This window comes from Pseudomonas sp. SMN5, assembly GCF_052041925.1.
Lineage (GTDB): Bacteria > Pseudomonadota > Gammaproteobacteria > Pseudomonadales > Pseudomonadaceae > Aquipseudomonas.
This window is the reverse complement of record NZ_JBKGGX010000018.1, coordinates 50,186-73,083: the sequence shown is the minus strand read 5'-3', so window position 1 is coordinate 73,083 and position 22,898 is coordinate 50,186. Positions and strand designations below refer to the sequence as shown.

At 62.9% G+C, this 22,898-nt stretch carries 22 protein-coding genes; 10 read left to right on the top strand and 12 right to left on the bottom strand.

What is annotated here, in order from left to right; translation table 11 throughout:
- The first annotated feature begins 135 nt into the window (after positions 1-135).
- A complete protein-coding gene (locus ACLEJR_RS18725) occupies positions 136-486 on the top strand; it encodes a hypothetical protein (protein ID WP_440815691.1) in 351 nt (116 codons plus the stop codon).
- A gap of 135 nt (positions 487-621) precedes the next feature.
- Here ACLEJR_RS18725 and ACLEJR_RS18720 read toward each other — a convergent pair whose 3' ends face one another.
- On the bottom strand, positions 622-1,044 hold the full coding sequence (locus tag ACLEJR_RS18720; protein ID WP_440815688.1) for a GNAT family N-acetyltransferase: 423 nt from the start codon (positions 1,042-1,044) through the stop codon (positions 622-624).
- Positions 1,045-1,153: 109 nt separating this feature from the next.
- On the opposite strand from ACLEJR_RS18720, the gene ggt reads away from it, so the two are divergent.
- Together ggt and ACLEJR_RS18710 are read left to right on the top strand one after the other, a co-directional pair.
- On the top strand, positions 1,154-2,881 hold the full coding sequence (gene ggt / locus ACLEJR_RS18715) for a gamma-glutamyltransferase (protein WP_440815686.1): 1,728 nt from the start codon (positions 1,154-1,156) through the stop codon (positions 2,879-2,881).
- An 81-nt stretch (positions 2,882-2,962) separates the two neighbouring features.
- Complete coding sequence (locus ACLEJR_RS18710; RefSeq protein WP_440815683.1) at positions 2,963-3,418, top strand: cysteine hydrolase family protein; 456 nt, start codon at positions 2,963-2,965, stop codon at positions 3,416-3,418.
- A 155-nt stretch (positions 3,419-3,573) separates the two neighbouring features.
- On the opposite strand, the gene ACLEJR_RS18705 is transcribed toward ACLEJR_RS18710, so the two are convergent.
- Both ACLEJR_RS18705 and ACLEJR_RS18700 read right to left on the bottom strand, forming a co-directional pair.
- Positions 3,574-4,434 carry a CAP domain-containing protein gene (locus ACLEJR_RS18705; RefSeq protein ID WP_440815681.1) on the bottom strand — a complete coding sequence of 287 codons (861 nt, stop codon included), beginning with the start codon at positions 4,432-4,434 and terminating at the stop codon, positions 3,574-3,576.
- A 315-nt stretch (positions 4,435-4,749) separates the two neighbouring features.
- Complete coding sequence (locus ACLEJR_RS18700) at positions 4,750-5,712, bottom strand: EamA family transporter (protein WP_440815678.1); 963 nt, start codon at positions 5,710-5,712, stop codon at positions 4,750-4,752.
- A 201-nt stretch (positions 5,713-5,913) separates the two neighbouring features.
- Between ACLEJR_RS18700 and ACLEJR_RS18695 the strand changes: the two genes are divergently transcribed.
- Positions 5,914-7,005, top strand: a complete 1,092-nt coding sequence (locus ACLEJR_RS18695) for an SMP-30/gluconolactonase/LRE family protein (RefSeq protein WP_440815676.1) — start codon at positions 5,914-5,916, stop codon at positions 7,003-7,005.
- 87 nt (positions 7,006-7,092) lie between these two features.
- Here ACLEJR_RS18695 and ACLEJR_RS18690 read toward each other — a convergent pair whose 3' ends face one another.
- Positions 7,093-8,145, bottom strand: a complete 1,053-nt coding sequence (locus tag ACLEJR_RS18690; protein ID WP_440815734.1) for a LacI family DNA-binding transcriptional regulator — start codon at positions 8,143-8,145, stop codon at positions 7,093-7,095.
- 165 nt (positions 8,146-8,310) lie between these two features.
- Here ACLEJR_RS18690 and ACLEJR_RS18685 point away from each other — a divergent pair, with 165 nt between their 5' ends.
- The 3 genes from ACLEJR_RS18685 (at position 8,311) to ACLEJR_RS18675 (ending at position 12,001) form a co-directional block, all read left to right on the top strand.
- On the top strand, positions 8,311-9,477 hold the full coding sequence (locus tag ACLEJR_RS18685; protein ID WP_440792984.1) for a Gfo/Idh/MocA family protein: 1,167 nt from the start codon (positions 8,311-8,313) through the stop codon (positions 9,475-9,477).
- Complete coding sequence (locus ACLEJR_RS18680) at positions 9,474-10,571, top strand: sugar phosphate isomerase/epimerase family protein (protein ID WP_440815731.1); 1,098 nt, start codon at positions 9,474-9,476, stop codon at positions 10,569-10,571. The genes ACLEJR_RS18685 and ACLEJR_RS18680 overlap by 4 nt, the downstream gene beginning before the upstream one ends.
- A gap of 197 nt (positions 10,572-10,768) precedes the next feature.
- The gene (locus ACLEJR_RS18675; RefSeq protein ID WP_440792986.1) at positions 10,769-12,001 is read left to right on the top strand and encodes a nucleoside permease; all 1,233 of its coding nucleotides are present in this window, start codon (positions 10,769-10,771) and stop codon (positions 11,999-12,001) included.
- Positions 12,002-12,025: 24 nt separating this feature from the next.
- Here ACLEJR_RS18675 and ACLEJR_RS18670 read toward each other — a convergent pair whose 3' ends face one another.
- Positions 12,026-12,682: a polysaccharide lyase family 7 protein gene (locus ACLEJR_RS18670; protein ID WP_440815674.1), complete on the bottom strand. Its 657-nt coding sequence runs from the start codon at positions 12,680-12,682 to the stop codon at positions 12,026-12,028.
- A 257-nt stretch (positions 12,683-12,939) separates the two neighbouring features.
- Here ACLEJR_RS18670 and ACLEJR_RS18665 point away from each other — a divergent pair, with 257 nt between their 5' ends.
- Positions 12,940-13,275 (top strand): hypothetical protein, encoded by a 336-nt coding sequence (locus ACLEJR_RS18665; protein ID WP_440792990.1) that lies wholly within the window; start codon positions 12,940-12,942, stop codon positions 13,273-13,275.
- A gap of 133 nt (positions 13,276-13,408) precedes the next feature.
- On the opposite strand, the gene ACLEJR_RS18660 is transcribed toward ACLEJR_RS18665, so the two are convergent.
- The 4 genes from ACLEJR_RS18660 to ACLEJR_RS18645 all read right to left on the bottom strand — a co-directional run bounded on the left by ACLEJR_RS18660 (position 13,409) and on the right by ACLEJR_RS18645 (position 17,645).
- A complete protein-coding gene (locus tag ACLEJR_RS18660; RefSeq protein WP_440792991.1) occupies positions 13,409-15,172 on the bottom strand; it encodes an L-lactate permease in 1,764 nt (587 codons plus the stop codon).
- A gap of 268 nt (positions 15,173-15,440) precedes the next feature.
- Positions 15,441-15,983 (bottom strand): thioesterase family protein, encoded by a 543-nt coding sequence (locus ACLEJR_RS18655; RefSeq protein WP_440792993.1) that lies wholly within the window; start codon positions 15,981-15,983, stop codon positions 15,441-15,443.
- A gap of 491 nt (positions 15,984-16,474) precedes the next feature.
- Positions 16,475-16,855 (bottom strand): RidA family protein, encoded by a 381-nt coding sequence (locus ACLEJR_RS18650; protein WP_440815671.1) that lies wholly within the window; start codon positions 16,853-16,855, stop codon positions 16,475-16,477.
- A gap of 106 nt (positions 16,856-16,961) precedes the next feature.
- Complete coding sequence (locus tag ACLEJR_RS18645) at positions 16,962-17,645, bottom strand: SOS response-associated peptidase family protein (protein ID WP_440815668.1); 684 nt, start codon at positions 17,643-17,645, stop codon at positions 16,962-16,964.
- Positions 17,646-17,912: 267 nt separating this feature from the next.
- On the opposite strand from ACLEJR_RS18645, the gene ACLEJR_RS18640 reads away from it, so the two are divergent.
- The gene (locus ACLEJR_RS18640) at positions 17,913-18,197 is read left to right on the top strand and encodes a hypothetical protein (protein ID WP_440792999.1); all 285 of its coding nucleotides are present in this window, start codon (positions 17,913-17,915) and stop codon (positions 18,195-18,197) included.
- Between the two features lie 328 nt (positions 18,198-18,525).
- Here the strand turns inward: ACLEJR_RS18640 and ACLEJR_RS18635 are convergent, their stop codons facing one another.
- Entirely contained in the window at positions 18,526-19,440 is a 915-nt protein-coding gene (locus ACLEJR_RS18635) for a LysR family transcriptional regulator (protein WP_440815666.1), read from the bottom strand.
- A 100-nt stretch (positions 19,441-19,540) separates the two neighbouring features.
- Here ACLEJR_RS18635 and ACLEJR_RS18630 point away from each other — a divergent pair, with 100 nt between their 5' ends.
- Complete coding sequence (locus tag ACLEJR_RS18630) at positions 19,541-20,404, top strand: aldo/keto reductase family oxidoreductase (protein ID WP_440815663.1); 864 nt, start codon at positions 19,541-19,543, stop codon at positions 20,402-20,404.
- Positions 20,405-20,463: 59 nt separating this feature from the next.
- On the opposite strand, the gene kefC is transcribed toward ACLEJR_RS18630, so the two are convergent.
- Positions 20,464-22,290, bottom strand: coding sequence for a glutathione-regulated potassium-efflux system protein KefC (gene kefC, locus ACLEJR_RS18625; RefSeq protein ID WP_440815661.1), 1,827 nt, complete (start codon positions 22,288-22,290; stop codon positions 20,464-20,466).
- Between the two features lies 1 nt (position 22,291).
- Positions 22,292-22,813, bottom strand: coding sequence for a glutathione-regulated potassium-efflux system oxidoreductase KefF (kefF, locus tag ACLEJR_RS18620; RefSeq protein ID WP_440793007.1), 522 nt, complete (start codon positions 22,811-22,813; stop codon positions 22,292-22,294).
- Between the last annotated feature and the right edge of the window lie 85 nt (positions 22,814-22,898).

Here is a 22,898-nt window from a genome sequence, read left to right as displayed (position 1 = left end):
CACTCCTTCAAGATTGCGCCAGATGTCACAGGTTGCGCGAAACGCTGGCCACTGTCGCGCTTAAATTTCGATCATGCAGCCCGAAGGCCCGGGTCGCAGTGCTACAGTCCGGGTTTTTAACAATGAGTGAACGCAATGCGAATGTTGACGGTAGCCCTGGCCGCGACCTTGTTGGCCGGCTGCGCCGGTTCGGCGATGAACCAGGCTCGGACCCAGGCCCCCTACAAGACCCTGACCTCGGACAAAACCGAACAGGTCGTCGCCCAATGTGTGCAGTTTTCCTGGCAGGACGAGGCCGTGTTCGGCGTCGATGCCGCCGCCTACCAGCAACCCGGTGAGAAAGGTGGCCTGACGGTCTACACCCGCTCGGCCGAATCGTTTGTCGATGTCCAGGCCGGTGCCAATGGCACCACGTTGAACTACTACGCCCAGCATGACGACTTCATCGCCAAGCTCCGGTTGGCGGCGTTGGCGACTTGTTTGTAGGCAGGCAGACCTGAGAGCCCCCTGTGGGAGCGAGCTTGCTCGCGATAGCGGTGTTTCAGTCAACTACGATGTTGTAGGTACTACCGCAATCGCGAGCAAGCTCGCTCCCACAAGGGGTGGTGTTTGAGTTAGAAATCACAGGCGCTTCTGGAGAAAGAAGTGCTGATGCCCCGGCGGGTAGTCGTCAATCTGACCGACTTGCATAAAACCGTGTTTCTTGTAGAACTCCGGTGCCTGGAAATCGAAGGTATCCAGCCAGATGCCCACGCAGTTTTTCTCCCGGGCCAGGTCCTCCGCCAGCTGCATCAAGGTCGAACCCGTGCCTTGCCCCCGGGCCTGTTCCGGCACCACCAGCAACTCGATATACAACCAACGAAAAAACACTCGCCCGTAGAGCCCGCCGACGATCTCATTGCTGTGTTCATCGCGCACCAGCCAGGCCACGAGTTCGGGTGCCGTACCGCCGGTCCTGGCGGTGTTGTAGGCGCGTAACGGCGCGAGAATGGCCTGGCGTTCTTCGTCAGTGGGAGCGTCCGTACGTTCGATTCGTAGCGTCATCGGCATTATCCATATGCGGGGAAATGATCTGCGCGAGACTACCGCAACAGGCACATTCCGCAAACCCGGCCATACTGCCTAGGTCCCAAAACAAGAAGAGACCTGACTCATGAAGTTCCAATACCTTGCCCGGACCCTCATCGCCACATCCCTGACCCTCAGTTGCCTTTACACCCAGGCCGCCTCCCAGGCGCCGGTGGCTGCCGAAAATGGCATGGTGGTCACCGCCCAGCACCTGGCGACGCACGTCGGTGTGGATGTCCTCAAGAGCGGCGGCAACGCGGTGGATGCGGCGGTGGCGGTGGGGTACGCCCTGGCGGTGGTGTACCCGGCGGCGGGTAACCTGGGTGGCGGCGGGTTCATGACCCTGCAACTGGCCGACGGCCGCAAGACCTTCCTGGATTTCCGCGAAAAAGCGCCCCTGGCGGCCACGGCCAATATGTACCTGGACAAGGATGGCAACGTGGTTCCCGAGCTCAGTACCCGCGGGCACCTGGCGGTAGGTGTGCCCGGCACTGTGTCCGGCATGGAGCTGGCGCTGCAGAAATACGGCAGCAAGCCACGGGCGGAACTGATCGCCCCGGCCATCCGTCTGGCCGAGGAAGGCTTCACCCTAGAGCAGGGCGATGTCGATCTGTTGGAAACCGCCACCGACGTGTTCAAGAAGGACATGCGCGACTCCGGCGCGATCTTCCTGCACAACGGCGAGCCGATGCAGGTCGGCCAGAAGCTGGTGCAGAAAGACCTCGCCAAGACCCTGCGGGAAATCTCCAGCAAGGGCGCCGATGGTTTCTACAAAGGTTGGGTCGCCGATGCGCTGGTGACGTCCAGCCAGGCCAACAAAGGCATCATCACCCAGGCCGACCTGGACAAATACAAGACTCGCGAACTGGCCCCGGTGGAGTGTGACTATCGCGGCTACCACATCGTTTCCGCGCCGCCGCCCAGTTCCGGCGGGGTGGTGCTGTGCCAGATCATGAACATCCTCGACGGCTATCCGATGAAGGAGCTGGGGTTTCATTCGGCCCAAGGCATGCACTACCAGATCGAAGCCATGCGCCACGCCTACGTGGACCGCAACAGCTACCTGGGTGACCCGGACTTTGTGAAGAACCCCATCGACCATCTGCTGGACAAGAACTACGCCGCCAAGCTGCGCGCGGCCATCGACCCGCAAAAGGCGGGTGATTCGCAGAAGATCAAGCCCGGCGTGGCCCCTCATGAGGGCAGCAACACCACCCATTACTCGATCGTCGACCAGTGGGGTAATGCCGTGTCCGTCACCTACACCCTCAACGACTGGTTCGGCGCCGGCGTGATGGCGAGCAAGACCGGGGTGATCCTCAACGATGAGATGGACGACTTCACCGCCAAGGTCGGCGTGCCCAACATGTATGGCCTGGTGCAGGGCGAGGCCAATGCCATCGCCCCCGGCAAGGCGCCGCTGTCGTCGATGAGCCCGACGATTGTCACCAAGGACGGCAAGACGGTCATGGTGGTCGGCACTCCGGGGGGCAGCCGGATCATCACCGCGACCTTGCTGACCATCCTCAACGTGATCGACTACGGCATGAATCTCCAGGAGGCGGTCGATGCGCCGCGTTTCCACCAACAGTGGATGCCCGAGGAGACCAACCTGGAAACCTTCGCCGCCAGCCCGGACACGCAGAAGATCCTGGAAAGCTGGGGCCATAAGTTTGCCGGTCCGCAGGACCCCAACCACATCGCCGCGATCCTGGTCGGCGCGCCGTCGCTGGGTGGCAAACCGGTGGGCAAGAATCGTTTCTACGGGGCCAACGATCCACGTCGCAATACCGGGCTGTCGTTGGGTTATTGACGAATGTCTGGAAGAGGATATTCATGAACACCGCCTTGCTGATCATCGACGGGAGAAGAGGAGTGCTTCGACATTCAGCGCGTGATCCGCACCATCAACGACCTCAGCGCCCGGGCCAGGGCGGCCGACTCGACGGTGATCCTGGTCCAGCATGAAGAGCTCGACGGTTCGCTGCGCTACAACTCGGCCGGTTGGCAGCTGGCCGACGGGTTGCTCACCGCCGCCGATGATCTGCGGGTGCGCAAGACTACGCCGGACGCGTTCTACCAGACCGACCTGCTGTCGCTGCTGCAAGCCCGCGAGATCGATCGGCTGGTGGTCTGCGGGCTGCAAACCGACTACTGCGTCAACGCCACCGTACGCCAGGCCCATGCCTTGGGATACGACGTGGTGCTGGCGGCCGATGCCCACTCCACAGTGGACAACGGCAGCCTGCTGGCGGAGCAGAACATCGCCAATCACAACCACCGACTGGGACGCCTGAGCAGTGCTGTGTCGCGGATCGATGTGGTGCCAGCGGCGGAGATTCGCTTATGACCCCACAATCCCCTGTGGCGAGGGAGCTTGCTCCCCTCGACCGGGCTGGCGCTCGAGTGCGAAGCGCTCGCAAGATCTCCGGGACTGCTGCGCAGTCCAGCGGGAGCAAGCTCCCTCGCCACAGGGGCAGCGGAGGCCATTGGTGTTGCACTCGCTCAAGGCGCCCCAAACACCATCGTCCAATACACCCTCGCATCACTGCGCGAGTCGGTGGCGGACGCGGCGCCCATCTGGGTGAACATCGGGTTCATCAGGTTGGCGCAGTGGCCGGGGCTGGCGAGCCAGTCGCGCATCGCCTGGTTCGGCGAGCTTTGTCCGGCGGCGATGTTCTCGCCGATCTTGCGCCCACGAAAACCGGCCCCCTTGGCCCGGTCGGCCACGGAGCGACCGTCCGGGTCGCGGTGGGCGAAATAGTTACCCCGCGCCATGGCCCGGCTGTGGCCCTGGGCGGCGGTTCCGAGGGAGGTGTTCCAGCTCAGGGGGCGGGCGGCGGCGAAGCGTTGGCGACCACACATCCGTGAGCTGGCCCTGGCGGCGTTGACCTGGGCCAGCAGGGATTTATCCGAGGAGGCCCCGTCGTTCACCCGGCCACCGCCCATGGGCTGTGCCAGGACCACACGCCATTCGTCACCGACCCGGTTGATGCCGATGTCGGCGTACTGGTTGTCCAACAGGGCTGCGCAATGCTCGTCGGCCAGCAGGTCGAAGGCTTCCTCGGCGTCCCGGGCGTCGGTCAGGCGAATGCTGCGCACGGCCCGGGCTTGGTAGCCGGCGTCCTTCAAGGTTTCCCGCAGGCCACCGCGAAAGCCGATCGGCAGGGCCAGGCTCGAGCGCAGCGCCAAGGGCTGCGCGGGGCGGATCGTGCGCCATTCACAACGCCGGGATTGGCTGCGGTAGTCGTTGATCGCCTCCAGCAGTTGCCCTTCGCCCCGGGCATGGACGGGGCTGGCAAATAACGCAAGCAGGCTGATGAGGCAAAGCGAAGCGAGACGGCAAGAGCGAACACTGTGGCGCATGGACGAACGGCTCGGGAGGGGGGAGTTGCCATGGCGCCGGGCGTGGCGCCGATCAACCGCAAGAGGCATCGCCTGGATAGGCGAGGTTTCGCGGCTGGGGTAGGACTGTGGCTTTGAAAACAAGTTTCAGCAGGGCTGACACTTATCTCCAAGCCACCGCCGGCCCCTGTGGCGAGGGAGCTTGCTGCCGCTGGGCTGCGAAGCAGTCCTGAAAATGTTGCGACCGCTACGCGCTGGAGCGCCAGCCCGGTCGAGCGGGAGCAAGCTCCCTCGCCACAATAAATTTCGTCAGTTCAATTGCCTTGGTTCGTCAGGTCAACTACGTGCAGCCGCCCCCGCAGCAGGCTTTTCAACCTGTTCTACCTTGCGATACGTCAGCAGCACGATACCGCTGACCACAATCGCGCCGCCGAGCACCTGGCCCGGGTTGAGCATCTGGTCCAGCACCAGCCAACCGATCAGCAGCGTTGCCAGCGGCTCGATGTTCATCACCGGGGCGTTGCGGGGCATGTCCAGGCGTGGCACGCAAATGAACAGCACGATGAACCCGGTGCCGTAGAGCACCATCAGCGTCGCCAGGGCGAACCAACCGGTGTTGCTGGCCGGCAGATCGAAGCCGCCGGGGAGGGCGCCGGTCAGGCCGGCGAGGTTGACGCTGCTGAACACGATAAAGATCGTCAACAGGCTGCGGACCGAGCCGCGTACCTGGGACAGCTTGTGATCGGTGATCCACAGCGCGCAGGCGAACACACAAGCGGCGCAGAACGCCAGGCCGACGCCGAGCAGCCACTGGGGGCCGACTTCCTGTCCGGACGACAGCCGATCCGGCACCTCCAGCACAAACACCAGGCCTACCAGAATCATGCCCATCAACGCGGCGGTGCGAGCGGTCGGCCGTGGCCCGCCCAACGCCCAGGTCAACAGCGCCAGCAGGATCGGGAAGACGTTCCCCACCAGCAATGCCAAGGCCACCGGCACTCGGGCCACGGCGGAGTACAAACACAGGCTTTGCGCACCGATCAGCAGCCCCAGGGTCAATTGCCAGCGCCAGGCACCGACCGGCAGGCGCAGGCTCTGGCGTTGCCACAGCACCAGCGCAGCCAGCACGAGCAAGGTGCCACCCGAGCGCAGCAGGATCGCCAGCAGCACACCCGCGCCGTCATCGAAGGCTGCCCGTGCGGCAACGTGATTACCGGCGAAGGCGCAGCCCATGCAGAGCAGGACAAGCACCGCCAGGTGACGGGGCAACGGCGTGGGCGCAGCAGTGGATTGATTCATGGCAGGGTTTCTCAAAGGCAAGCCACCGAGGTCATCCTCAGTATGGTTTTAATTATCGGTCGTCGTACAACGATGTAGATTTGTACCGCATAGGGTCGGTCTGGACAAGTATTTACTGAGTCTTCCGGCTTTAACTTGTACGATGTCTTGTTGCGGGGTAAAACTGTCGTCCCGTCCAATAACAATTAACGGAGACGCACGATGGATGTTTCGCAATCTGCAACCGCCGCCGACCAGGGTCGTCGAGTATTCCTGAAGAAATCCCTGGTGGTCTCGGCTGCGGCCGCCACCTTGGGCAACCTGCCCGGGCTGGCCCAGGCCGAACCTTTGAGCCAGCGCTACCCGGATCCGCTGATCAAGATCCTCGACCCCAGCTTCATGGACCTGCGTATCTTCAACGCCAGCGTCGAGAAGCTCGCTACGGGCCTGCGTTGGGCAGAAGGGCCGGTATGGGTCGGTGACGGTCGCTACCTGCTGGTCAGTGACATTCCCAATAACCGCATCGTGCGCTGGGATGAGATCACCGGCGGCCTGTCGGTGTACCGCGAGAATTCCAACTTCTCCAATGGCATGTGCCGTGATCGCCAGGGGCGCCTGTTGGTGTGCGAGGGCTCGACTACCGCCAGCGAAGGCCGGCGCGTGACTCGCACCGAGCACAACGGCAGCATCACCGTGCTCGCCGACAGCTTCGAAGGCAAGCCACTCAATTCGCCCAATGACATTGTCTGCAAACGCGACGGTTCGGTCTGGTTCACCGACCCGCCGTTCCAGACCGGCAACAACTACGAGGGCCACAAGGTCACGCCTGCCCAGCCGCATGCGGTGTATCGCATCGACGGTGAAACCGGCAAGATGACCCGCGTGATCGATGACCTGGCCGGGCCGAACGGGCTGTGCTTTTCCCCGGACGAGAAAATCCTCTACGTGGTCGAAGGCCGGGCTAAGCCCAACCGCCTGATCTGGGCTATTACCGTCAAGGACGACGGCACCCTGGGCGAGCGGCGCAAGCACATCGAAGGCCTGGATTACGCCGCCATCGACGGGATCAAATGCGACGAGAGCGGCAACCTCTGGTGCGGCTGGGGCGGCAACGGTGACCCCAAGGCCGACCTGGAAAAGCTCGACGGGGTACGGGTGTTCAACCCCGAGGGCAAGGCCATCGGGCACATCTCCTTGCCGGAACGCTGCCCCAACGTGTGCTTCGGCGGACGCGAAGGCAACCGGCTGTTCATGGCCGGCAGCCATTCGCTGTACTCGCTGTTCGTGAACACCCGTGGCGCGACCTTTGCCTGATTAACCCAGCCAACCCAATCCCCTGTGGCGAGGGAGCTTGCTCCCGCTGGGCTGCGCAGCAGCCCTGGAACCTGACACCGCCGTGTGTCAGGTTGCATTGATTCCTCTTGTGTCCGCTTCCCGCCCAGCGACAACAGGCTCCCTCGCCACAGCCGCCGAACTACCCCGCACCGTCAACTCGAACGGCAACAACACATGCCGTTGCTCGACCGGTTTCTTCTCGATCAATGCAATCAACATCTGCACCGCCTTCTGACCAAAAGTCTCGGCGGGTTGGGAGATGGTGGTCAGCGGTGGATCGCAATAGGCGGCGAACGGAATGTCATCGAACCCCACCAGGGAAATGTCCTCAGGCACGCGCAAGCCCATCTGCTTGATGCGCTTGAGTGCGCCGATGGCCATCTCGTCGTTCTCGCAGAACAGCGCGCTGGGACGCTGCGCCGATTCCAGCATCGCGCCGGCACCGTCGTAGCCGGCTTTCAACGTGAAGTCGCCATGGCAGATCAGGCTCGGGTCGATGGCGATGCCGGCCAGGCGCAGCGCATCCTCGTAGCCGGCCACTCGGTCCAGGGTCAACGGGCTGCTGCGAGGCCCCTTGATGATGCCGATGCGCCGGTGACCGAGGTCGATCAGGTGCTCGGTCATGGCCCGAGCGGCGGCGCGATTGTCGAGGCTGATGGTCGGGTAGGGAGCCTGCTTGACCACTTCGCAGGCGTTGACCAGCGGCAGCGGTTCGACGCCTGGGGGAAGCGATTCGAACGGGTCGCTGGCGCGCAGTTGAATCACCCCGTCCGCCTGATGGGCATAGACCAGCGCAGCAAATTCGCGCTCGATGGCTTCCTGGCCCTGGGTGTCGCACAGCAGCAAGCGATAGCCCGCCGCTTGGGCGGCCTGTTGCGCACCACTGATGACCCGGGCGAAAAACGTGTTGGCGATGGCCGGCACCAGGATTACCAGGTTGCCGGTGCGGCGGGAGCGGAACTGCACCGCCATCAGGTTCGGCCGATAGCCGGCCTGTTCCACCGCTGCATTGACCTTGTCGCGGGTTTCGGGCAGTACGCGCTCGGGCGATTTCAGCGTTCTTGAAACCGTGGCCACCGACACACCGGCCAGCCGGGCCACTTCACGGATATTGGACAAAATCACCTCGATCAATCGCCAGGGAACGGCGGCATGGGAGGGCAGCTTACCGCAGGTCAGGCGGCTGACAAATGCTCGGTGGGGTTTGACACCCACGAAACTTGAGCCTAGATTCTCGCCATGATGTAACCGGTTACATCATCATTCTGACGGAAGACAAGCGCGATGAAACCTGTAGCACCGAAAATAAGAATGGGCTTCGTCGGCGGGGGCGAGGGCGCGTTCATCGGCCAGGCCCACCGTCAGGCCGCCGGCCTGGACGGTGGCTTTGAACTGGTGTGCGGCGCGTTCAGCCGCGATGCCGCAAACAATCAGCAAACCGGCGCAGCCCTGGGGCTTGCCGCCTCGCGCTGCTACAGCGACTGGCAGCGCATGCTGGACAGCGAGGCGGCGTTGCCGGCGGACCAGCGCATGGAATTGCTGGTCATCGTGACCCCCAATCACTTGCATGCACCGATTGCCGGCCAGGCGCTGAAGGCGGGCTTTCATGTGTTCAGTGAAAAGCCTGCGGCGTTGAATCTGGATGAGTTATTGACCCTCAAGGCCGTGGTCCACAGCAGCCAGCGGCTCTACGGCCTGGCCCACACCTACCTGGGCTACCCCATGGTCTGGCAGGCCCGGGACATGGTGCGCAGCGGCGTGATCGGCACGGTGCGCAAGGTGTTGGTGGAGTACCCTCAAGGCTGGCTCAGCCAGGACGTCGCGGCCCAAGGCAACAAACAGGCCGGCTGGCGTGACGATCCCCGGCAATCCGGGATTGGCGGCTGCATCGGTGACATCGGCACCCATGCCTTTTCCCTGGCGGAATTCGTCGCCGACCAGTCCATCGAACGGATATGCGCCGCGTTGGGCACCCATGTCGACGGTCGCCAGTTGGATGACGATGCAGCGATGCTGTTGCAGATGAGCCAGGGCGCCAGTGGCGTGCTGATTGCCAGCCAGGTCTGCGCCGGTGAAGAAAACTCACTGAAGATCCGGGTCTACGGCGACAAGGGCGGGCTGGAGTGGCGCCAGGAAGAACCGGCGAGCCTGATTCATCGCTGCGTCGATCAACCGCTGCGCGTGCTGCGTTCGGGTGTCGGCCAGCCGTGGCTGTGTGAAGCGGCCCGCCAACGCATGCGCCTGCCGGCCGGGCATCCCGAAGGTTATCTGGAGGCCATGGCCAACCTCTACGGCGACTTCGCCCGAGCCATTCGCGGCCAGGTCGAAGGTCACGACGCGCCCGGCGTGCCGGGCATCGAAATCGGCCTGCGCGGCATGGCGTTCATCGAGGCCGCCATCGCCAACCATCGCGGCAACGCCAAATGGACCGAACTGGTCTGCACGGCATGAACCCGGAGAATCCTGTGTCTTCCATTTCCTCAACCACCGATGGCCTGCGCGGTCCGGGTATTTTCCTGGCGCAGTTCATGTCCGCCGAGGCGCCTTTCGACAGCCTCGCCAGCATCGCCCAATGGGCTGCTGCCCAGGGCTACAAAGCGATTCAATTGCCGACTAGCGGCACCCGATACATCGACCTGGCCCGGGCCGCCGAAAGCCAGGAATATTGCGATGAACTCAAGGCCACCTGCTCCCAGGCCGGAGTCGAGATCAGTGAACTGTCGACGCACCTGCAAGGGCAATTGGTGGCGGTGCATCCGGCGTTCGACGCGCTGTTCGATGACTTCGCCCCGGCCCATCTGCGTGGCCGACCCCAGGCGCGGACCGAATGGGCCATCGAACAGTTGAAGCTCGCCGCTCGTGCCAGCCAGCGACTGGGGCTGACGGCCCATGCGACATTTTCCGGGGCGTTGTTATGGCCGTACATGTACCCCTGGCCGCAACGCCCGGCGGGCCTGGTGGAGCAGGGCTTCGAAGAACTGGCGCGGCGCTGGCGGCCGATTCTCGATTGCTTCGATGCGGCGGGCGTGGACCTGTGCTACGAAATCCACCCCGGCGAAGACCTGCACGACGGCGCTTCGTTCGAGCGCTTCCTGGCCGCGGTCGATCACCATCCGCGGGCGGCGATTCTCTACGATCCCAGCCATTTGCTGCTGCAACAGATGGACTACCTGGGCTTCATCGATCGCTATCACGAGCGCATCCGCATGTTCCACGTCAAGGACGCCGAATTCCGGCCCGACGCCCGTTCCGGGGTGTACGGCGGTTACCAGGGTTGGGTCGAGCGCCCGGGCCGGTTTCGTTCACTGGGCGACGGGCAGATCGATTTCAAGTCGATCTTCAGCAAACTGACCCAATACGATTTCAACGGCTGGGCGGTGCTGGAATGGGAGTGCTGCCTGAAGGATTCGCAACAGGGCGCGGCCGAAGGTGCGGCGTTCATCCAGCGGCACATGATCAACAAGAGTCGCAAGGCGTTCGACGATTTTGCCAGCGTGACGGCGGACGAGGATTTCAATCGACGACTGCTGGGACTTCCGAAGTAACGCCAGACCCCTGTGGCGAGGGAGCTTGCTTGTGACGAGGGAGCTTGCTCCCGCTGGGGCGCGAAGCGGCCCCAAAAAAGCGATGAGCGCTTCGCACTCAAGCGGGAGCAAGCTCCCTCGCCACAGGTAAGCTCCCTCGCCACGCAGGTCCCTGGGTATCAGCGAGTCAATAACAACAATCAAAAACGGTGACTGTCATGACCACGATGAACGCACGGCTGAGCGTGATGATGTTCCTGCAGTTCTTTATCTGGGGCGGCTGGTTCGTCACTCTCGGAACCTTTCTCTCCAGTACCCTGGGCGCCAGCGGTGGGCAGGTCGGCATGGCGTTCTCCACCCAGTCGTGGGGCGCGATCATCGCGCCGTTCGTGATCGGCCTGATTGCCGACCGCTTCTTCAACGCCGAACGTATTCTCGCGATGTTGCACCTGGTGGGCGCAGTGTTGCTCTATCAGCTGTACGCGGCGGCGGATTTCGGCGTGTTCTACCCCTATGTGCTGGCGTACATGGTGGTCTACATGCCGACGCTGGCGCTGGTCAATTCCGTGGCGTTCCGGCAAATGCGCGATCCGGCGCTGGAATTCTCGCGCATCCGAGTGTGGGGTACGGTCGGCTGGATTGTGGCGGGGCTGGTGATCAGCTTCGTGTTCGCCTGGGATTCGCGCGAGGCGATCGCGGCGGGCGGTTTGCGCAACACCTTCCTGATGGCGGCCGTCGCCTCCCTGGCCCTGGGCATCTATAGCTTCACATTGCCGGCCACGGCGCCGCTCGAGGAACAGGCCGGCGGTGGCGGCGTCAAGCAGCTGTTGGGGCTGGATGCGCTGGGTTTATTGAAGGACCGCAGCTACCTGGTGTTCTTCATCGCCTCGATCCTGATCTGCATACCGTTGGCGTTCTATTACCAGAATGCCAACCCGTTCCTGGCCGAGGCCGGCATGACCAACCCGACGGCGAAGATGGCCATCGGGCAGGTGTCCGAAGTGTTGTTCATGTTGCTGTTGCCGCTGTTCATCCAGCGCTTCGGTATCAAGCTGGCGCTGTTGGTCGGCATGCTGGCGTGGGCGTTGCGCTACCTGTTGTTCGCCTATGGCAACAACGGCGACCTGGCGTTCATGCTGTTCACCGGCATCGCGTTGCATGGCATCTGCTACGACTTCTTCTTTGTCTCGGGTCAGATCTATACCGACGCCAAGGCGCCGGGGCACTTGCGCAGCTCCGCCCAAGGGCTGATCACCCTGGCGACCTATGGCCTGGGCATGCTGGTGGGCTTCTGGGTGGCGGGTAAGGTGACCGACCATTTTGCCCTGGATGCAGGCCATGACTGGCACAGCATCTGGTTATTCCCCGCCGGTTTCGCGCTGTTGGTGTTCGTCTGCTTCCTGTTCAGCTTCAGCGGCCGACAAACGATCGTCACACCGGCGAAGGCCTGAAGCTTGGGCAAGTCTGGGCGTCGGTCATTTATGGCTGACGTCCAGTTTGGTGTAGGTCACTCTTCCGCCTTCGCTGGCGTAACCGACATTGTCCAGAGTGTAGACGCCGGCCTTGAAATAAAAGTCGTAGGCGTACCACGACGGGTCGACCTTCACCTGTTTGCCGAGGTTGTTGATCAGTACGGTGAGCTTGCCCTGCTTGTCCATCACCATGGAATAGGTGAAGGTCTTGTTCAGGGCTATGTTCGGCACGCTGAACAGCACCGGGCTCTTCACGTCCTTGGGTTTGACCCGATATTCCACATCGATGTTGCCGTTGCCCTTGGCGTAGCGATACACGAGTTTGAGCAGCGGGGCGGGGGCGTCCTTAGCGTGAATCTGCGCCACCACCACGCGGCCTTCCGAGGGCACCTGGTTCACTGACAAGGTGCCATTGAGGGCATTGATCGCGCTGTTGTAGCGCCAATTGCGCAGCTTGCCGTCCTTGCTGGTCTCACGCAGTTCGGAACGCGGGTAGTCGCTCTTGCCGGTGTGGGAACCGGTGACCGGCGCCCAGAAGACGATGCGTTCGCCGGTGCGATTGAAATACGCGTTCTGCAGGGTCGGCATGGCTTTGGTGGCCACGGTCAGCGCCGGGGTTTGAATAGGAAGGGTGATGTTCCAGACAGTCATGTCGATCATGGTCAAACACTCCAACGGGGCGGCCGTTGTTTATCCGGTTTCAGCCGGCGGGGGAGGAATCTGCCTTGCGTGGCGCATTGATCGGGTTATCGACAGAGGGCTGTCGGGCTGGAGGAGCAACTGACGGATGGCTCTGGACCGAGCCCTTCAGGTCGACGGATGGAGTTGAGGAAGGGGTGATGTCAATCTGATGCTGATCGGTTAGAGTACGCGCCGCCCGAGAGACGGATCCCGGGCGTTTATCCATGGAGTATTCAATGAATCACATCACCAAAGTTGTCGCCTCTGCACTGTTCGGCCTGGCCCTGGCGGGCTGCACCGGCACCCCGATGAAAACCCAGCAGTACGACAGCAGCCAATACACCGTGATCGGCCACAGTGAAGCGAAGGCCACCGGCCTGATGCTGTTCGGCCTGATCCCGATCCGCCAGAACAGCCGTTTCGTCCGCGCGCAGACCGCCGCGATCCAGGCCAAGGGCGGCGACGCGATGATCAACACCCAGGTACAGGAAAGCTGGTTCTGGGCCTGGGTCCTGAACGGCTACACCACCTCGGTGTCCGGTGATGTGATCAAGTTGAAAAACGTTCAGTAATACCTGGCTGAAACCTGTGGCGAGGGAGCTTGCTCCCGCTTGAGTGCGAAGCGCTCACCGCTTTTTTGGGGCCGCTTCGCCCGAGGCGTCGGACCGTCCCAGCGGGAGCAAGCTCCCTCGCCACAAAAGCCAATTAGTGACCACCCACCACCATATGACTGAACGGCGCCACATACGCCTGCAATGTCACCAGCCCGCCCACCAGAATCGCCAGCACCACCGAGTGGAAAAACACGTAGCGCAGGATCTCCCCTTCATGGCCGTACCACCGGGTCGCGGTGGAGGCGACCACGATCGACTGGGCATCGACCATCTTGCCCATCACCCCACCGGAACTGTTCGCTGCAGCCATCAGCACCGGACTTAGCCCCAGTTGCTCGGAAGTTACCCGCTGCAAGCCGCCGAACAGCACGTTCGAGGCGGTGTCCGAGCCGGTCAGCGCCACACCGAGCCAACCCAGCAGGGTGCCGAACATCGGATAGAAAATCCCCGTCGCGGCGAACGCCAGGCCCATGGTGGCGTCCAGGCCCGAGTACCGCGTGAGGAACCCCAGGGCCAGCATCGCGACGATGGTGATCAGCGAATAACGCACCACCCAGAGCGTGCGCAGATAGTGGCGCAGCAGTTGCGGGATGGAATAACCCATCAGCAAGCCACCGAGGATCGCCGCCAGGAAAATCCCGCTGCCGGTGGCGGTGAACCAGTTGAACTTGTAGATCGCTTCCTCGGTTTTGGGTTGGGGCACCACCGGCGGGACTTTTTCGATCTGCTGGTGCAGGGTGCTGAAGGTCACCAGCGGCGAGAAGATCGGGTTCGCCTCGCGCATCGGCTTGCCTTGCGGGTCGAGCCGGACCGACTGGGTCTGCGGGTCCAGTGCCGGGCGGGTGTCGAACAGGTTCTTGAAGCCTTGGGTGCCCCAGGCGAACACGAACACGGTGAGGATGATCCACGGCATCCAGGCCCGCAGCACGGCGGGGCGTGCATCGCTGGCGAATGCGCCGCCGACGACGGGAGGCGCGTCTTCGCTGGCATCGATTTTCGAATCATCGACCCGTCCCGACAAGGCGGCGGAGGTATGCACCGTCGCCGGTTTCCAGACCTTGAGGAAGCCGGTGAGGCAGGCCATGGAAATCAGGGCGGCAATCACATCCACCAGCATCGGCCCGTGATAGTTGGACACCACGAACTGCGGGACCGCGAAGCTGACACCGGCCACCAGGATCGCCGGCCAGATTTCCAGCATCTTGCGCCAGCCGGCGAACGCCCAGATCAACCAGAACGGCACTATCACCGAAAAGAACGGCAACTGCCGGCCGACCATCATCGACAGTTCCATTTCATCCAGCCCGGTGACCTTGGCAAGGGTGATGATCGGCGTGCCCAGGGCGCCGAAGGCCACCGGCGCGGTGTTGGCGATCAGCGCCAGGCCCGAGGCGGCCAGCGGCGAGAAGCCCAGGCCGATCAGGATCGCTCCGGTCACGGCCACCGGCGTCCCGAAACCGGCCGCACCCTCGAAGAACGCGCCGAAGCAAAAGGCGATCAGCAGCAGTTGCAGGCGCCGGTCGTCGGTGATGCGCGCCAGGGAATCCTGCAGCACCTTGAACGAGCCGTTCTCGGTGGTCAGGCGGTGCAGGAAAATGATGTTGAGTACGATCCAGCCGATGGGCAACAGCCCGTTGGCCGCACCATACAACGCTGCCGAACCGGCCATGCCGGCAGGCATGCCAAAGGCGAAAATCGCGATCAGCAAGGCTGAGGCCAATGCCAGCAGCGCAGCCAGGTGTGCCTTGATATGAAAGAACGCCAGGGACGCCAGCATCACCACCACCGGCACCGCCGCCAGGAGCGTGGACAGCACCGCATTACCGAAGGGATCGTAGACTTGTTGCCAGACCATGTTCCACCTCTGCTTTTTATTGTTGGAAGTGCAGGCCCCGGGGGGATTGGCAGAAGAGTATAGAAGGGGAATGGCAGGGGATTTGGATCGGAGCACCGTCGCAAGTTGATCAACGGTCCCCTGTGGCGAGGGAGCTTGCTCCCGCTGGGTGGCGAAGCCGCCCAAGTGGGCTGACGCTTTTTTCCAGGAAAACCGCGCCGGCTGGTTCTGCGCCTGCTGCGCAGGCGAGCGGGAGCAAGCTCCCTCGCCACAGGGGGGTGTATGGCGGCTAGCGTGTTTCCTCCTGGCGCAGTGCCTGGCTCAGGCCATCGCAGCTCTGCGACCAGGCTGTCAACCAGTCGGGCATGGCTGGTGATGCTTCGCTCAAACCCAGCTCCCGGATGAACTCACCCGGCGCCACCGTGCCTTTGGCCGAGCGGAACAGGCCGCGCATGATGACCACGCCCACCACCCGGCCCTGGCTGACAAAACGGTGCTCCATGAACGTCCACTTGGAGTCCCAGCCCAACATCCGCGTGTGCACTTCGAACGCTTCGAACAGCCGCAGCTCACGGCGAAACTTGCCCCAGACATCCCCGACAATCGGCACCGCCCGGTTGCGCAGCGCCACTTTGTAGGCACCGCTGCGCAGCACGTAATCCATGCGGCCGACGTCGGCCAGGGTGAAATAGCGCCCGTTGGTCACGTGACGGTTGAGGTCCAGGTCCAGCGGCCACACGCGCATGCGTACCACCGTGGTGTCCAGGGGCGCCGTCGGCTTGCGCCAGGGACGGCGAAACAGCATCAGCAACAGTCGAAACCAGAGATTCATCGATACGCCGCTCGGGGTGGAAAGCGCCGCACTTTAGACATCCTGCTTGCCCCGGGCTAGGTGCATAACTGACAGATTTGCAGCGAAGCGTGCGTTTGGGTCATGTCTTGCTCAACAAGGCTCACCAAGAGCCCGCCGCTGGCCCCTTGGGCAAACTGTGGGAGCGGGCTTGCCCGCGAAGGCGTCGGTACATCCAGCATCTGTGCAAGCCGGTGTACCGCTATCGCGAGCAGGCTCGCTCCCACAGGGGAGCGGTGGCGGATGCTGGTTCTGTAACACCCACAATCCATGTGGGAGCGGGCTTGCCCGCGAAGGCGTCGGTACATCCAGCATCTGTGCAAGCCGGTGTACCGCTATCGCGGGCAGGCTCGCTCCCACAGGGGAGCGGTGCGGATGCTGGTTCTGTAACACCCACAATCCATGTGGGAGCGGGCCTGCTCGCGATGAGGCCATCACCGCCACCCCAAGCCCATCTGGCTCAACCTGAAGCCTCAGTCCTTGGCCGCCATCGCCGTGACTTCCACCCGCATGCCGTCCACCGCCAGGGCAGCCACACCCACCGCGGCGCGCACTGGCCAAGGCTCGGCGAAGAAGCGCCGGTAAACCTCATTGAAGGCCGCCCGGTCCGCCATGTCGGTCAGGTAGATCGTCAGGTGCAGCACCCGGTCCATGGAGCTGCCGGCGCGTTCCAGCGCGGTCTTCAGTGCTTGCAGTGTGCATTCGCTCTGCGCGGTGATGTCGCCCAGCTCCAGGCTGCCGTCGGGGCGGGTCGGGATCTGGGTGGAGACCAGCAGGCCGCCGAAACCGGCGACGTCCGAAGAAATGGAGTCAGCGTCCGGGTCAGGAATAAAAGTGATGTCTTGGTTCGCCATGAACAATCTCTAGCTGGAAAGAAAGGAGGGGCGGTGCGCCGCCACAATGGCCCGCCAGTCTACCGCCCCTCTCCAAAGCTTTCATTGCTTGCTGGCTGAAGCGTCCTCAGCGTTGACCTTGAACCAGCCGCTGAGCAGGCATCACGTGTTCCAATTGCGGTTCAGCCACCGCCACGTGCGTCGCCATCTGTTGGGCCTGGTCCCAATCCAGGTCAGGCTTGAGCCACTGGAGTGCCTCGTCTCCAGTGAACGCCAGCAGCCGCTGTTGTTGATGGGCGAGGTCACCGTAAGTCACGAGCGCCAGGCCGTCGCACCCGTTGGGCGTTTCGCTGGCCTGGGCCAGGGCGGCGAGGAAGATCGGCCCCGACTCCCGGGAGGTCGTGTAACTCAGGCGTTGGGTCTGGGGTGACGCCTGCGTATCCGAAGCTTCGTACCAACCGTCCACCGCTACCAGCACCCGTCCGTCGCGCTTGATCCGATCAAAGACCTTGGAGCGCATCACCAGGTGCAGCGGCAGGTGGGTCAGTGGCGGCATCGTGCCCATAGACCACACAGGCGACCAGCCCCAGCGGACCTTGATGCATTCCAGGCGCCCATCGCGATTGCGGATGGCGCTGACCTGCATGTTGGGCTTGATCACGCTTTGCCGCTCATGAAGCCTGGGTGCGGCGATCGCGTGCAGGCTTTCGGGTGACAGACGGGTATCGCCGCTGGCGCCCGGGATGTCTCGCTGGGCAAAAAATGCCAGGGAGTCCTTTGAAGAAACAGGCTGAACGAAAAACTCACACATCGCGAAAACTCCCGGCAGCAGATAAAAAGTCCAGCAAGACACCCGTCGTCGAAGCCGTTGGCGTGCGGCGGTGTTATGGCGGTGCCATGGCATTGCCATGTAGTTCCGAGCGGAGTGATGACGCTTGGTTCGAAAATCCTCGGAGTGACCGGATGAGCGGAGGAACGAAGCGATTTTGCTGCACTCGGAAGACCGCTCATCGTCTGTCTGGAGAGGTGAGCGCCGCGGATGGTCGTTGTGTTATCCGAACCGTTGAAGGACACCGCCATGACTGAAACCGACCTTGAGATGGAACTGAAAGCCTGGCGACTGCTGCTGGAGGATGATGTCTATCGCCTGGATTTTCCCCAGGACTATCACGACACCCTGGTCAAGCGTGCCGATGATCTGGTGCTCAGGGAATTCATCACCCTGGAAGATTGGCAACTGCTCAAGGATGCGGCCGACCAGGCCTATGAACGCACACTGGAGATGCTGGCGCGCAACCAGCGTGATTGTCTGAATGCGGCGGCCTTGCGATTGCCTGGGGTGCGGCGTACGGCGGGGGATTGAAGGGGGGTTGAGCGCCGTCATCGCGAGCAGGCTCGCTCCCACAGTGGATGAGGGTTGGTTGAAGGTTTTGTGTGTACAGCTCAGAACCCGGTGGGAGCGAGCCTGCTGGCGATGGCAGTGTGTCAGTCGACAAAAAAGTTAAATGTACTGACGTCTTCGCGAGCGAGCCCGCTCCCACAGAGGAAGGGTGGCTGACAAAAAGATTTGTATATGCCGCCGGTCCCCGTGGCGAGGGAGCTTGCTCCCGCTGGGCTGCGTAGCAGACCCCAAATCGGGGCCGCTGCGCGTCCAGCGGGAGCAAACTCCCTCGCCACAGGTGTTCCAGCGCTCATGCCGGCGGCATATCCCGATTGGCCTGGATGAAATCGACGAAGGCCCTCAGCGGTGAAGGCAGGTAGCGGCGGCCGGGGTAGTAGAGGAACGGCCCGGTGAATCGCACCCACCAGGGTTCCAGGACTGGCACCAGCGCGCCGCTGTCCAGGTACGGGCGCAGCCAGTCCTCGAACAGATAGACAATGCCCAGTCCATCCACAGCGGCCTGCACCGACAGGTCCACGGCGCTGCCGAGGCGCACGATCAACGGGCCGCTGGGATCGACGTTCACGGTTTCGCCGTCCCGCTCGAACTCCCAGAGCGGCATCGCGCCGCTGGCGAATCTGCCTCGCAGGCAGGCGTGCTGAAGCAGGTCTCGGGGATGCTCTGGTTGCCCATGGGCGGCCAGGTATGCCGGGGAAGCGGCCGTGGCGAAACGTTGGAACCGTGGGCCGATGGGGATGGCGATCATGTCCTGCTCCAGGCGCTCGTCGTAACGAATGCCCGCATCGCAACCGGCCGCGAGCATGTCGACGAAACTGTCTTCGGCGATCACTTCCAGACGAATATCGGGATGGCTTTTCAGGAAAGGTGTGATGATCGTCGGCAATACCAACCTGGCGGCACTGACCGGTACGTTCAATCTCAGAGTGCCGGAAGGACGGTCGCGAAAGTCGTTGACCACATCCAGCGCCGACTCGACTTCACCCAGCGCCGGCACGATGCGCTCCATCAACCGGGCGCCGGCCTCGGTCGGCACCACGCTGCGGGTGGTGCGGTTGAGCAGGCGTACGCCGAGCCGGCTTTCCATGCGCCGCACTGCGTCACTGAGGCTCGAGGCGGACTTGCCGCTGAGCCGAGCGCCCTCACGAAACCCACCCGCGTTGACCACCGCCACGAAGGCCAGCAAGTCCTGGATATCCGCCGCCATTGTTCTCTCCGTCGTACAACCTGTGCCGATTGCAGCGGATTATCAGCGAAGTGGTCAATCCCTATAGTGACCTCACTCACATTGTTTCGAGGCACACCTGATGAACATCGCAAGCAAGGCAGGGCAGTTTTCACTTGGCGATCGTGCGGTCAACCGCATGGGCTACGGCGCGATGCAACTGGCCGGGCCCCAGGTGTTCGGTCCACCCAAGGACCCGGCAGCGGCCATCGCCGTGCTGCGCGAAGCCCTGGAGTCGGGCGTCAACCACATCGACACCGCCGACTTCTACGGACCGCACGTGACCAACCAGCTGATTCGCGAAGCGCTGCACCCTTATGCCGAGGATTTGGTGATTGTCACCAAGGTCGGCGCCGTCCGGGGGGCAGATGCGTCCTGGAACCTGGCCCACAGCCCGGCCGAACTGACCCGTGCGGTCCACGACAACCTGCGTAACCTCCGATTGGAGGTGTTGGACGTGGTCAATCTGCGCGTGTGGGGCGACATGCATGCGCCAGCAGAAGAGTCCATCGAGGAGTCGTTCACGACCCTGGCGGACCTGCAACGCCAGGGACTGATCCAGCACCTGGGCTTGAGCAACGTCACGGCCACCCAGGTCAAGCAGGCCCAAGGCATCGCCAAGGTGGCCTGCGTGCAGAACCACTACAACCTGACCCACCGCAGCGACGAGCAACTGATTGCCGAGCTGGGACGGCAGGGCATCCCTTACGTGCCGTTTTTCCCGTTGGGCGGTTTCTCACCCTTGCAGTCGCAAACGCTCTCCAGCGTCGCTTCGACCCTGGGCGCTTCGACCCTGTGTGTGGCGCTGGCGTGGTTGCTGCAACGAGCACCGAACATTCTGCTGATTCCGGGTACGTCATCCGTGGCGCATCTGCGGGAAAACCTCACGGCCGGTGAACTCAAGATCACGCCGCAGATGCTGGCTGAGCTGGACGGGTTGGCCTGAACCATCAACTTGTGATGAGGGGCGCGGGTCCGCTGCGCGCCCCTCATCACAACGATTCCTCAGGCTTCGCGCTCTTTGGCCTCGGCGGGATGATGCTCATGCCAGCTGTTGAGGGGCCGGGCGCGGTCTTCGTTGAACATGTCCGTGAGCAACGCATTGGCGCGCCGGTAGGCGTCGTGGCGGAAGGTGAGGTCGTCGGCCGGATGAGCCACGATTTCCTCGAGCATGTGCAGGTTCAAGCGCCGGAACTGATCAGCTCGTTCACGCGCCTCATACGCCCCGACACCCATGTGCACCAAGGCACTGCGGCCTAGCGAGAGGGCGCTCTCGAAGGTTTCCCGTTCGGCCGCCTCCACGCCCATCTGCCGCAACGTGATGATGTGGCCCATGTCCCGGGCACGCACCACCAGTTTCAACGAGGGGAAGTGCTCCTGGGCCATCCGGGTCAGTTTCAGGTTGTCTTCCTGATCGTCGATGGCGTTGATCAGCACCAGCGCCTGGCCGGCGCCGGCGGCTTCCAGCAGGTCCAGGCGCGTCGCATCGCCATAGAACACTTTCACACCGAATTTGCGCAGCGTCTCGATGTTGTCCGGGTCGTGATCGAGTACCACCACCTCGACCCCGCAAGACATCAGCAGACGTCCGGCGATCTGCCCGAAACGCCCGAACCCGGCGATGATCACCCGTGGGTTCTGCTGGTCGACGAGGTCGGATTCGCGACGGTTTCGCTTGCTGTCCGACTCGAATCGAGCCAGCAGCAGGATCAGCAACGGGGTCAGGCACATCGACAGGGCTACCGCCAGCGTCAGGCTCTTGCCCCATTGATCGGTGAGGATGCCGGCGACAGTCGCGGCGCCGAATACCACGAAGGCGAATTCGCTGCCCTGTCCGAGCAACACCGCCTGCCATGAGCGCTGGCTCGCGGGCACGTTGAGAAAGCGCCCGGCGGACTTGATCACCAACAGCTTGATCAGGATGAAGCCCAGGGTCAGTGTCATTACCTTCAGCGGCGCATCGATCAGCGTGCCGAAGTCGATCGACATGCCCACACCAATGAAGAACAGCCCCAGCAGCAGCCCTTTGAATGGCTCGATGTCGCTTTCCAGGGCATGCCGGTATTCGGAACTGGCCAGCAACACGCCGGCGAGGAACGCGCCCATGGCCATCGACAGGCCGGCCTCTTCCAGCAAAAAGCCAAAGCCGAACACCAGGAACAAGGCGACGGCACTGAAGATTTCCCGCAGGCCGGAGCGGGCGACGAAGCGCAGCAGGGGCCGGGAAACGTAGCGGCCCAGCAGCACCACGATGCTGACGGCGGCGACGATCTTGGCGATGGAGATCGCCAGGTCAGCGCCCGACGGCGTGCCGCCGTGCGCCGCCAGCAACGGGATCATCGCCACCAGCGGAATGGCCGCGATGTCCTGGAACAGCAATACGGCAAAACTGCTGCGGCCCACGGCGGTGGCCGTCAGGTTGCGCTCATTCATCGCCTGCATGGCGATGGCGGTGGACGACAGGCTCAGCGTCAGGCCCACCAGCAGCGCCGCGGTCCAATTCAGGCCCAGGGCTGCGCAGAACGCAGCGATGGCCACGCCACAGGCGAGCATCTGCAAGGCACCACCGCCGAAGACCATTTTGCGCAAGGCCCACAGGCGTTTCGGGTCGAGTTCGAGGCCGATGATGAACAGCATCAGGACCACGCCGATCTCGGCGAACTCCAGGATCGCCTTGACGTCCGTCACCAACTTCAGCCCCCACGGGCCGATCACGCAGCCGGCCAGCAAGTAGCCCAGGACCGGTCCCAGTCCCAACCGGACGGCGATCGGCACGATCAACGCCGCCGAACCCAGGTAAATCAGCAGTTCAATCAGGCTGTGCGTTTCCATCTCAATCTTCCTTCCAGGCGGCCAGGCGGGCGCTGTAGTGCTCGATCTGTGCAAGTTGGGCGTCGCAGGCACCGGCAAAGGCGCCGTGTACGACCACCGGGTCCAGCCAGCGCATGTTGCAATACAAGGCGGTGGCTTGAAGGGGCTGGGCCAATACCTCGAATCCGGGGTAGTCACCCATCTGGAAATGATCATGCGCGCCGCCGGTGGTGACGGCCCATAGCAGGCTCTTGCCTTTGAGGCCGGTGGCGCCTTTGCCGTAGGCCCAACCGTGGGTGAACACTTTATCGATCCACAGTTTCAACAGGGGCGGGGCGCTGTACCAGTACATCGGGTGTTGCAGCACGACGAGCCCGGCCTGCTCGACTGCCCGTTGCTCGGCCTCGACATCGATATCGAAACCTGGATAAAGGTCATACAGAGAGCGTACGACCACGTCCGGATGATTCGAGACCTGCTCGAGCATCGCCTGGTTGACCCGAGATTGTTCGGGGTAGGGGTGCGCATAAATGATAAGAATCATCGGTGAACTCCATGGTGTTCAGTGGCCTCCGTCGATCCTTGCCTGTGGTGAGCGCGAGCGGTGGGGAACGCGGATTCCCGGTATG

Coding starts and splice junctions, on each gene's coding strand:
- ACLEJR_RS18725 (WP_440815691.1), top strand. CDS start 136: ATGCGAATGTTGACGGTAGCCCTGGCCGCGACCTTGTTGGCCGGCTGC.
- ACLEJR_RS18720 (WP_440815688.1), bottom strand. CDS start 1,044: ATGACGCTACGAATCGAACGTACGGACGCTCCCACTGACGAAGAACGC.
- ggt (WP_440815686.1), top strand. CDS start 1,154: ATGAAGTTCCAATACCTTGCCCGGACCCTCATCGCCACATCCCTGACC.
- ACLEJR_RS18705 (WP_440815681.1), bottom strand. CDS start 4,434: ATGCGCCACAGTGTTCGCTCTTGCCGTCTCGCTTCGCTTTGCCTCATC.
- ACLEJR_RS18700 (WP_440815678.1), bottom strand. CDS start 5,712: ATGAATCAATCCACTGCTGCGCCCACGCCGTTGCCCCGTCACCTGGCG.
- ACLEJR_RS18695 (WP_440815676.1), top strand. CDS start 5,914: ATGGATGTTTCGCAATCTGCAACCGCCGCCGACCAGGGTCGTCGAGTA.
- ACLEJR_RS18685 (WP_440792984.1), top strand. CDS start 8,311: ATGAAACCTGTAGCACCGAAAATAAGAATGGGCTTCGTCGGCGGGGGC.
- ACLEJR_RS18680 (WP_440815731.1), top strand. CDS start 9,474: ATGAACCCGGAGAATCCTGTGTCTTCCATTTCCTCAACCACCGATGGC.
- ACLEJR_RS18675 (WP_440792986.1), top strand. CDS start 10,769: ATGACCACGATGAACGCACGGCTGAGCGTGATGATGTTCCTGCAGTTC.
- ACLEJR_RS18670 (WP_440815674.1), bottom strand. CDS start 12,682: ATGATCGACATGACTGTCTGGAACATCACCCTTCCTATTCAAACCCCG.
- ACLEJR_RS18665 (WP_440792990.1), top strand. CDS start 12,940: ATGAATCACATCACCAAAGTTGTCGCCTCTGCACTGTTCGGCCTGGCC.
- ACLEJR_RS18660 (WP_440792991.1), bottom strand. CDS start 15,172: ATGGTCTGGCAACAAGTCTACGATCCCTTCGGTAATGCGGTGCTGTCC.
- ACLEJR_RS18655 (WP_440792993.1), bottom strand. CDS start 15,983: ATGAATCTCTGGTTTCGACTGTTGCTGATGCTGTTTCGCCGTCCCTGG.
- ACLEJR_RS18650 (WP_440815671.1), bottom strand. CDS start 16,855: ATGGCGAACCAAGACATCACTTTTATTCCTGACCCGGACGCTGACTCC.
- ACLEJR_RS18645 (WP_440815668.1), bottom strand. CDS start 17,645: ATGTGTGAGTTTTTCGTTCAGCCTGTTTCTTCAAAGGACTCCCTGGCA.
- ACLEJR_RS18640 (WP_440792999.1), top strand. CDS start 17,913: ATGACTGAAACCGACCTTGAGATGGAACTGAAAGCCTGGCGACTGCTG.
- ACLEJR_RS18635 (WP_440815666.1), bottom strand. CDS start 19,440: ATGGCGGCGGATATCCAGGACTTGCTGGCCTTCGTGGCGGTGGTCAAC.
- ACLEJR_RS18630 (WP_440815663.1), top strand. CDS start 19,541: ATGAACATCGCAAGCAAGGCAGGGCAGTTTTCACTTGGCGATCGTGCG.
- kefC (WP_440815661.1), bottom strand. CDS start 22,290: ATGGAAACGCACAGCCTGATTGAACTGCTGATTTACCTGGGTTCGGCG.
- kefF (WP_440793007.1), bottom strand. CDS start 22,813: ATGATTCTTATCATTTATGCGCACCCCTACCCCGAACAATCTCGGGTC.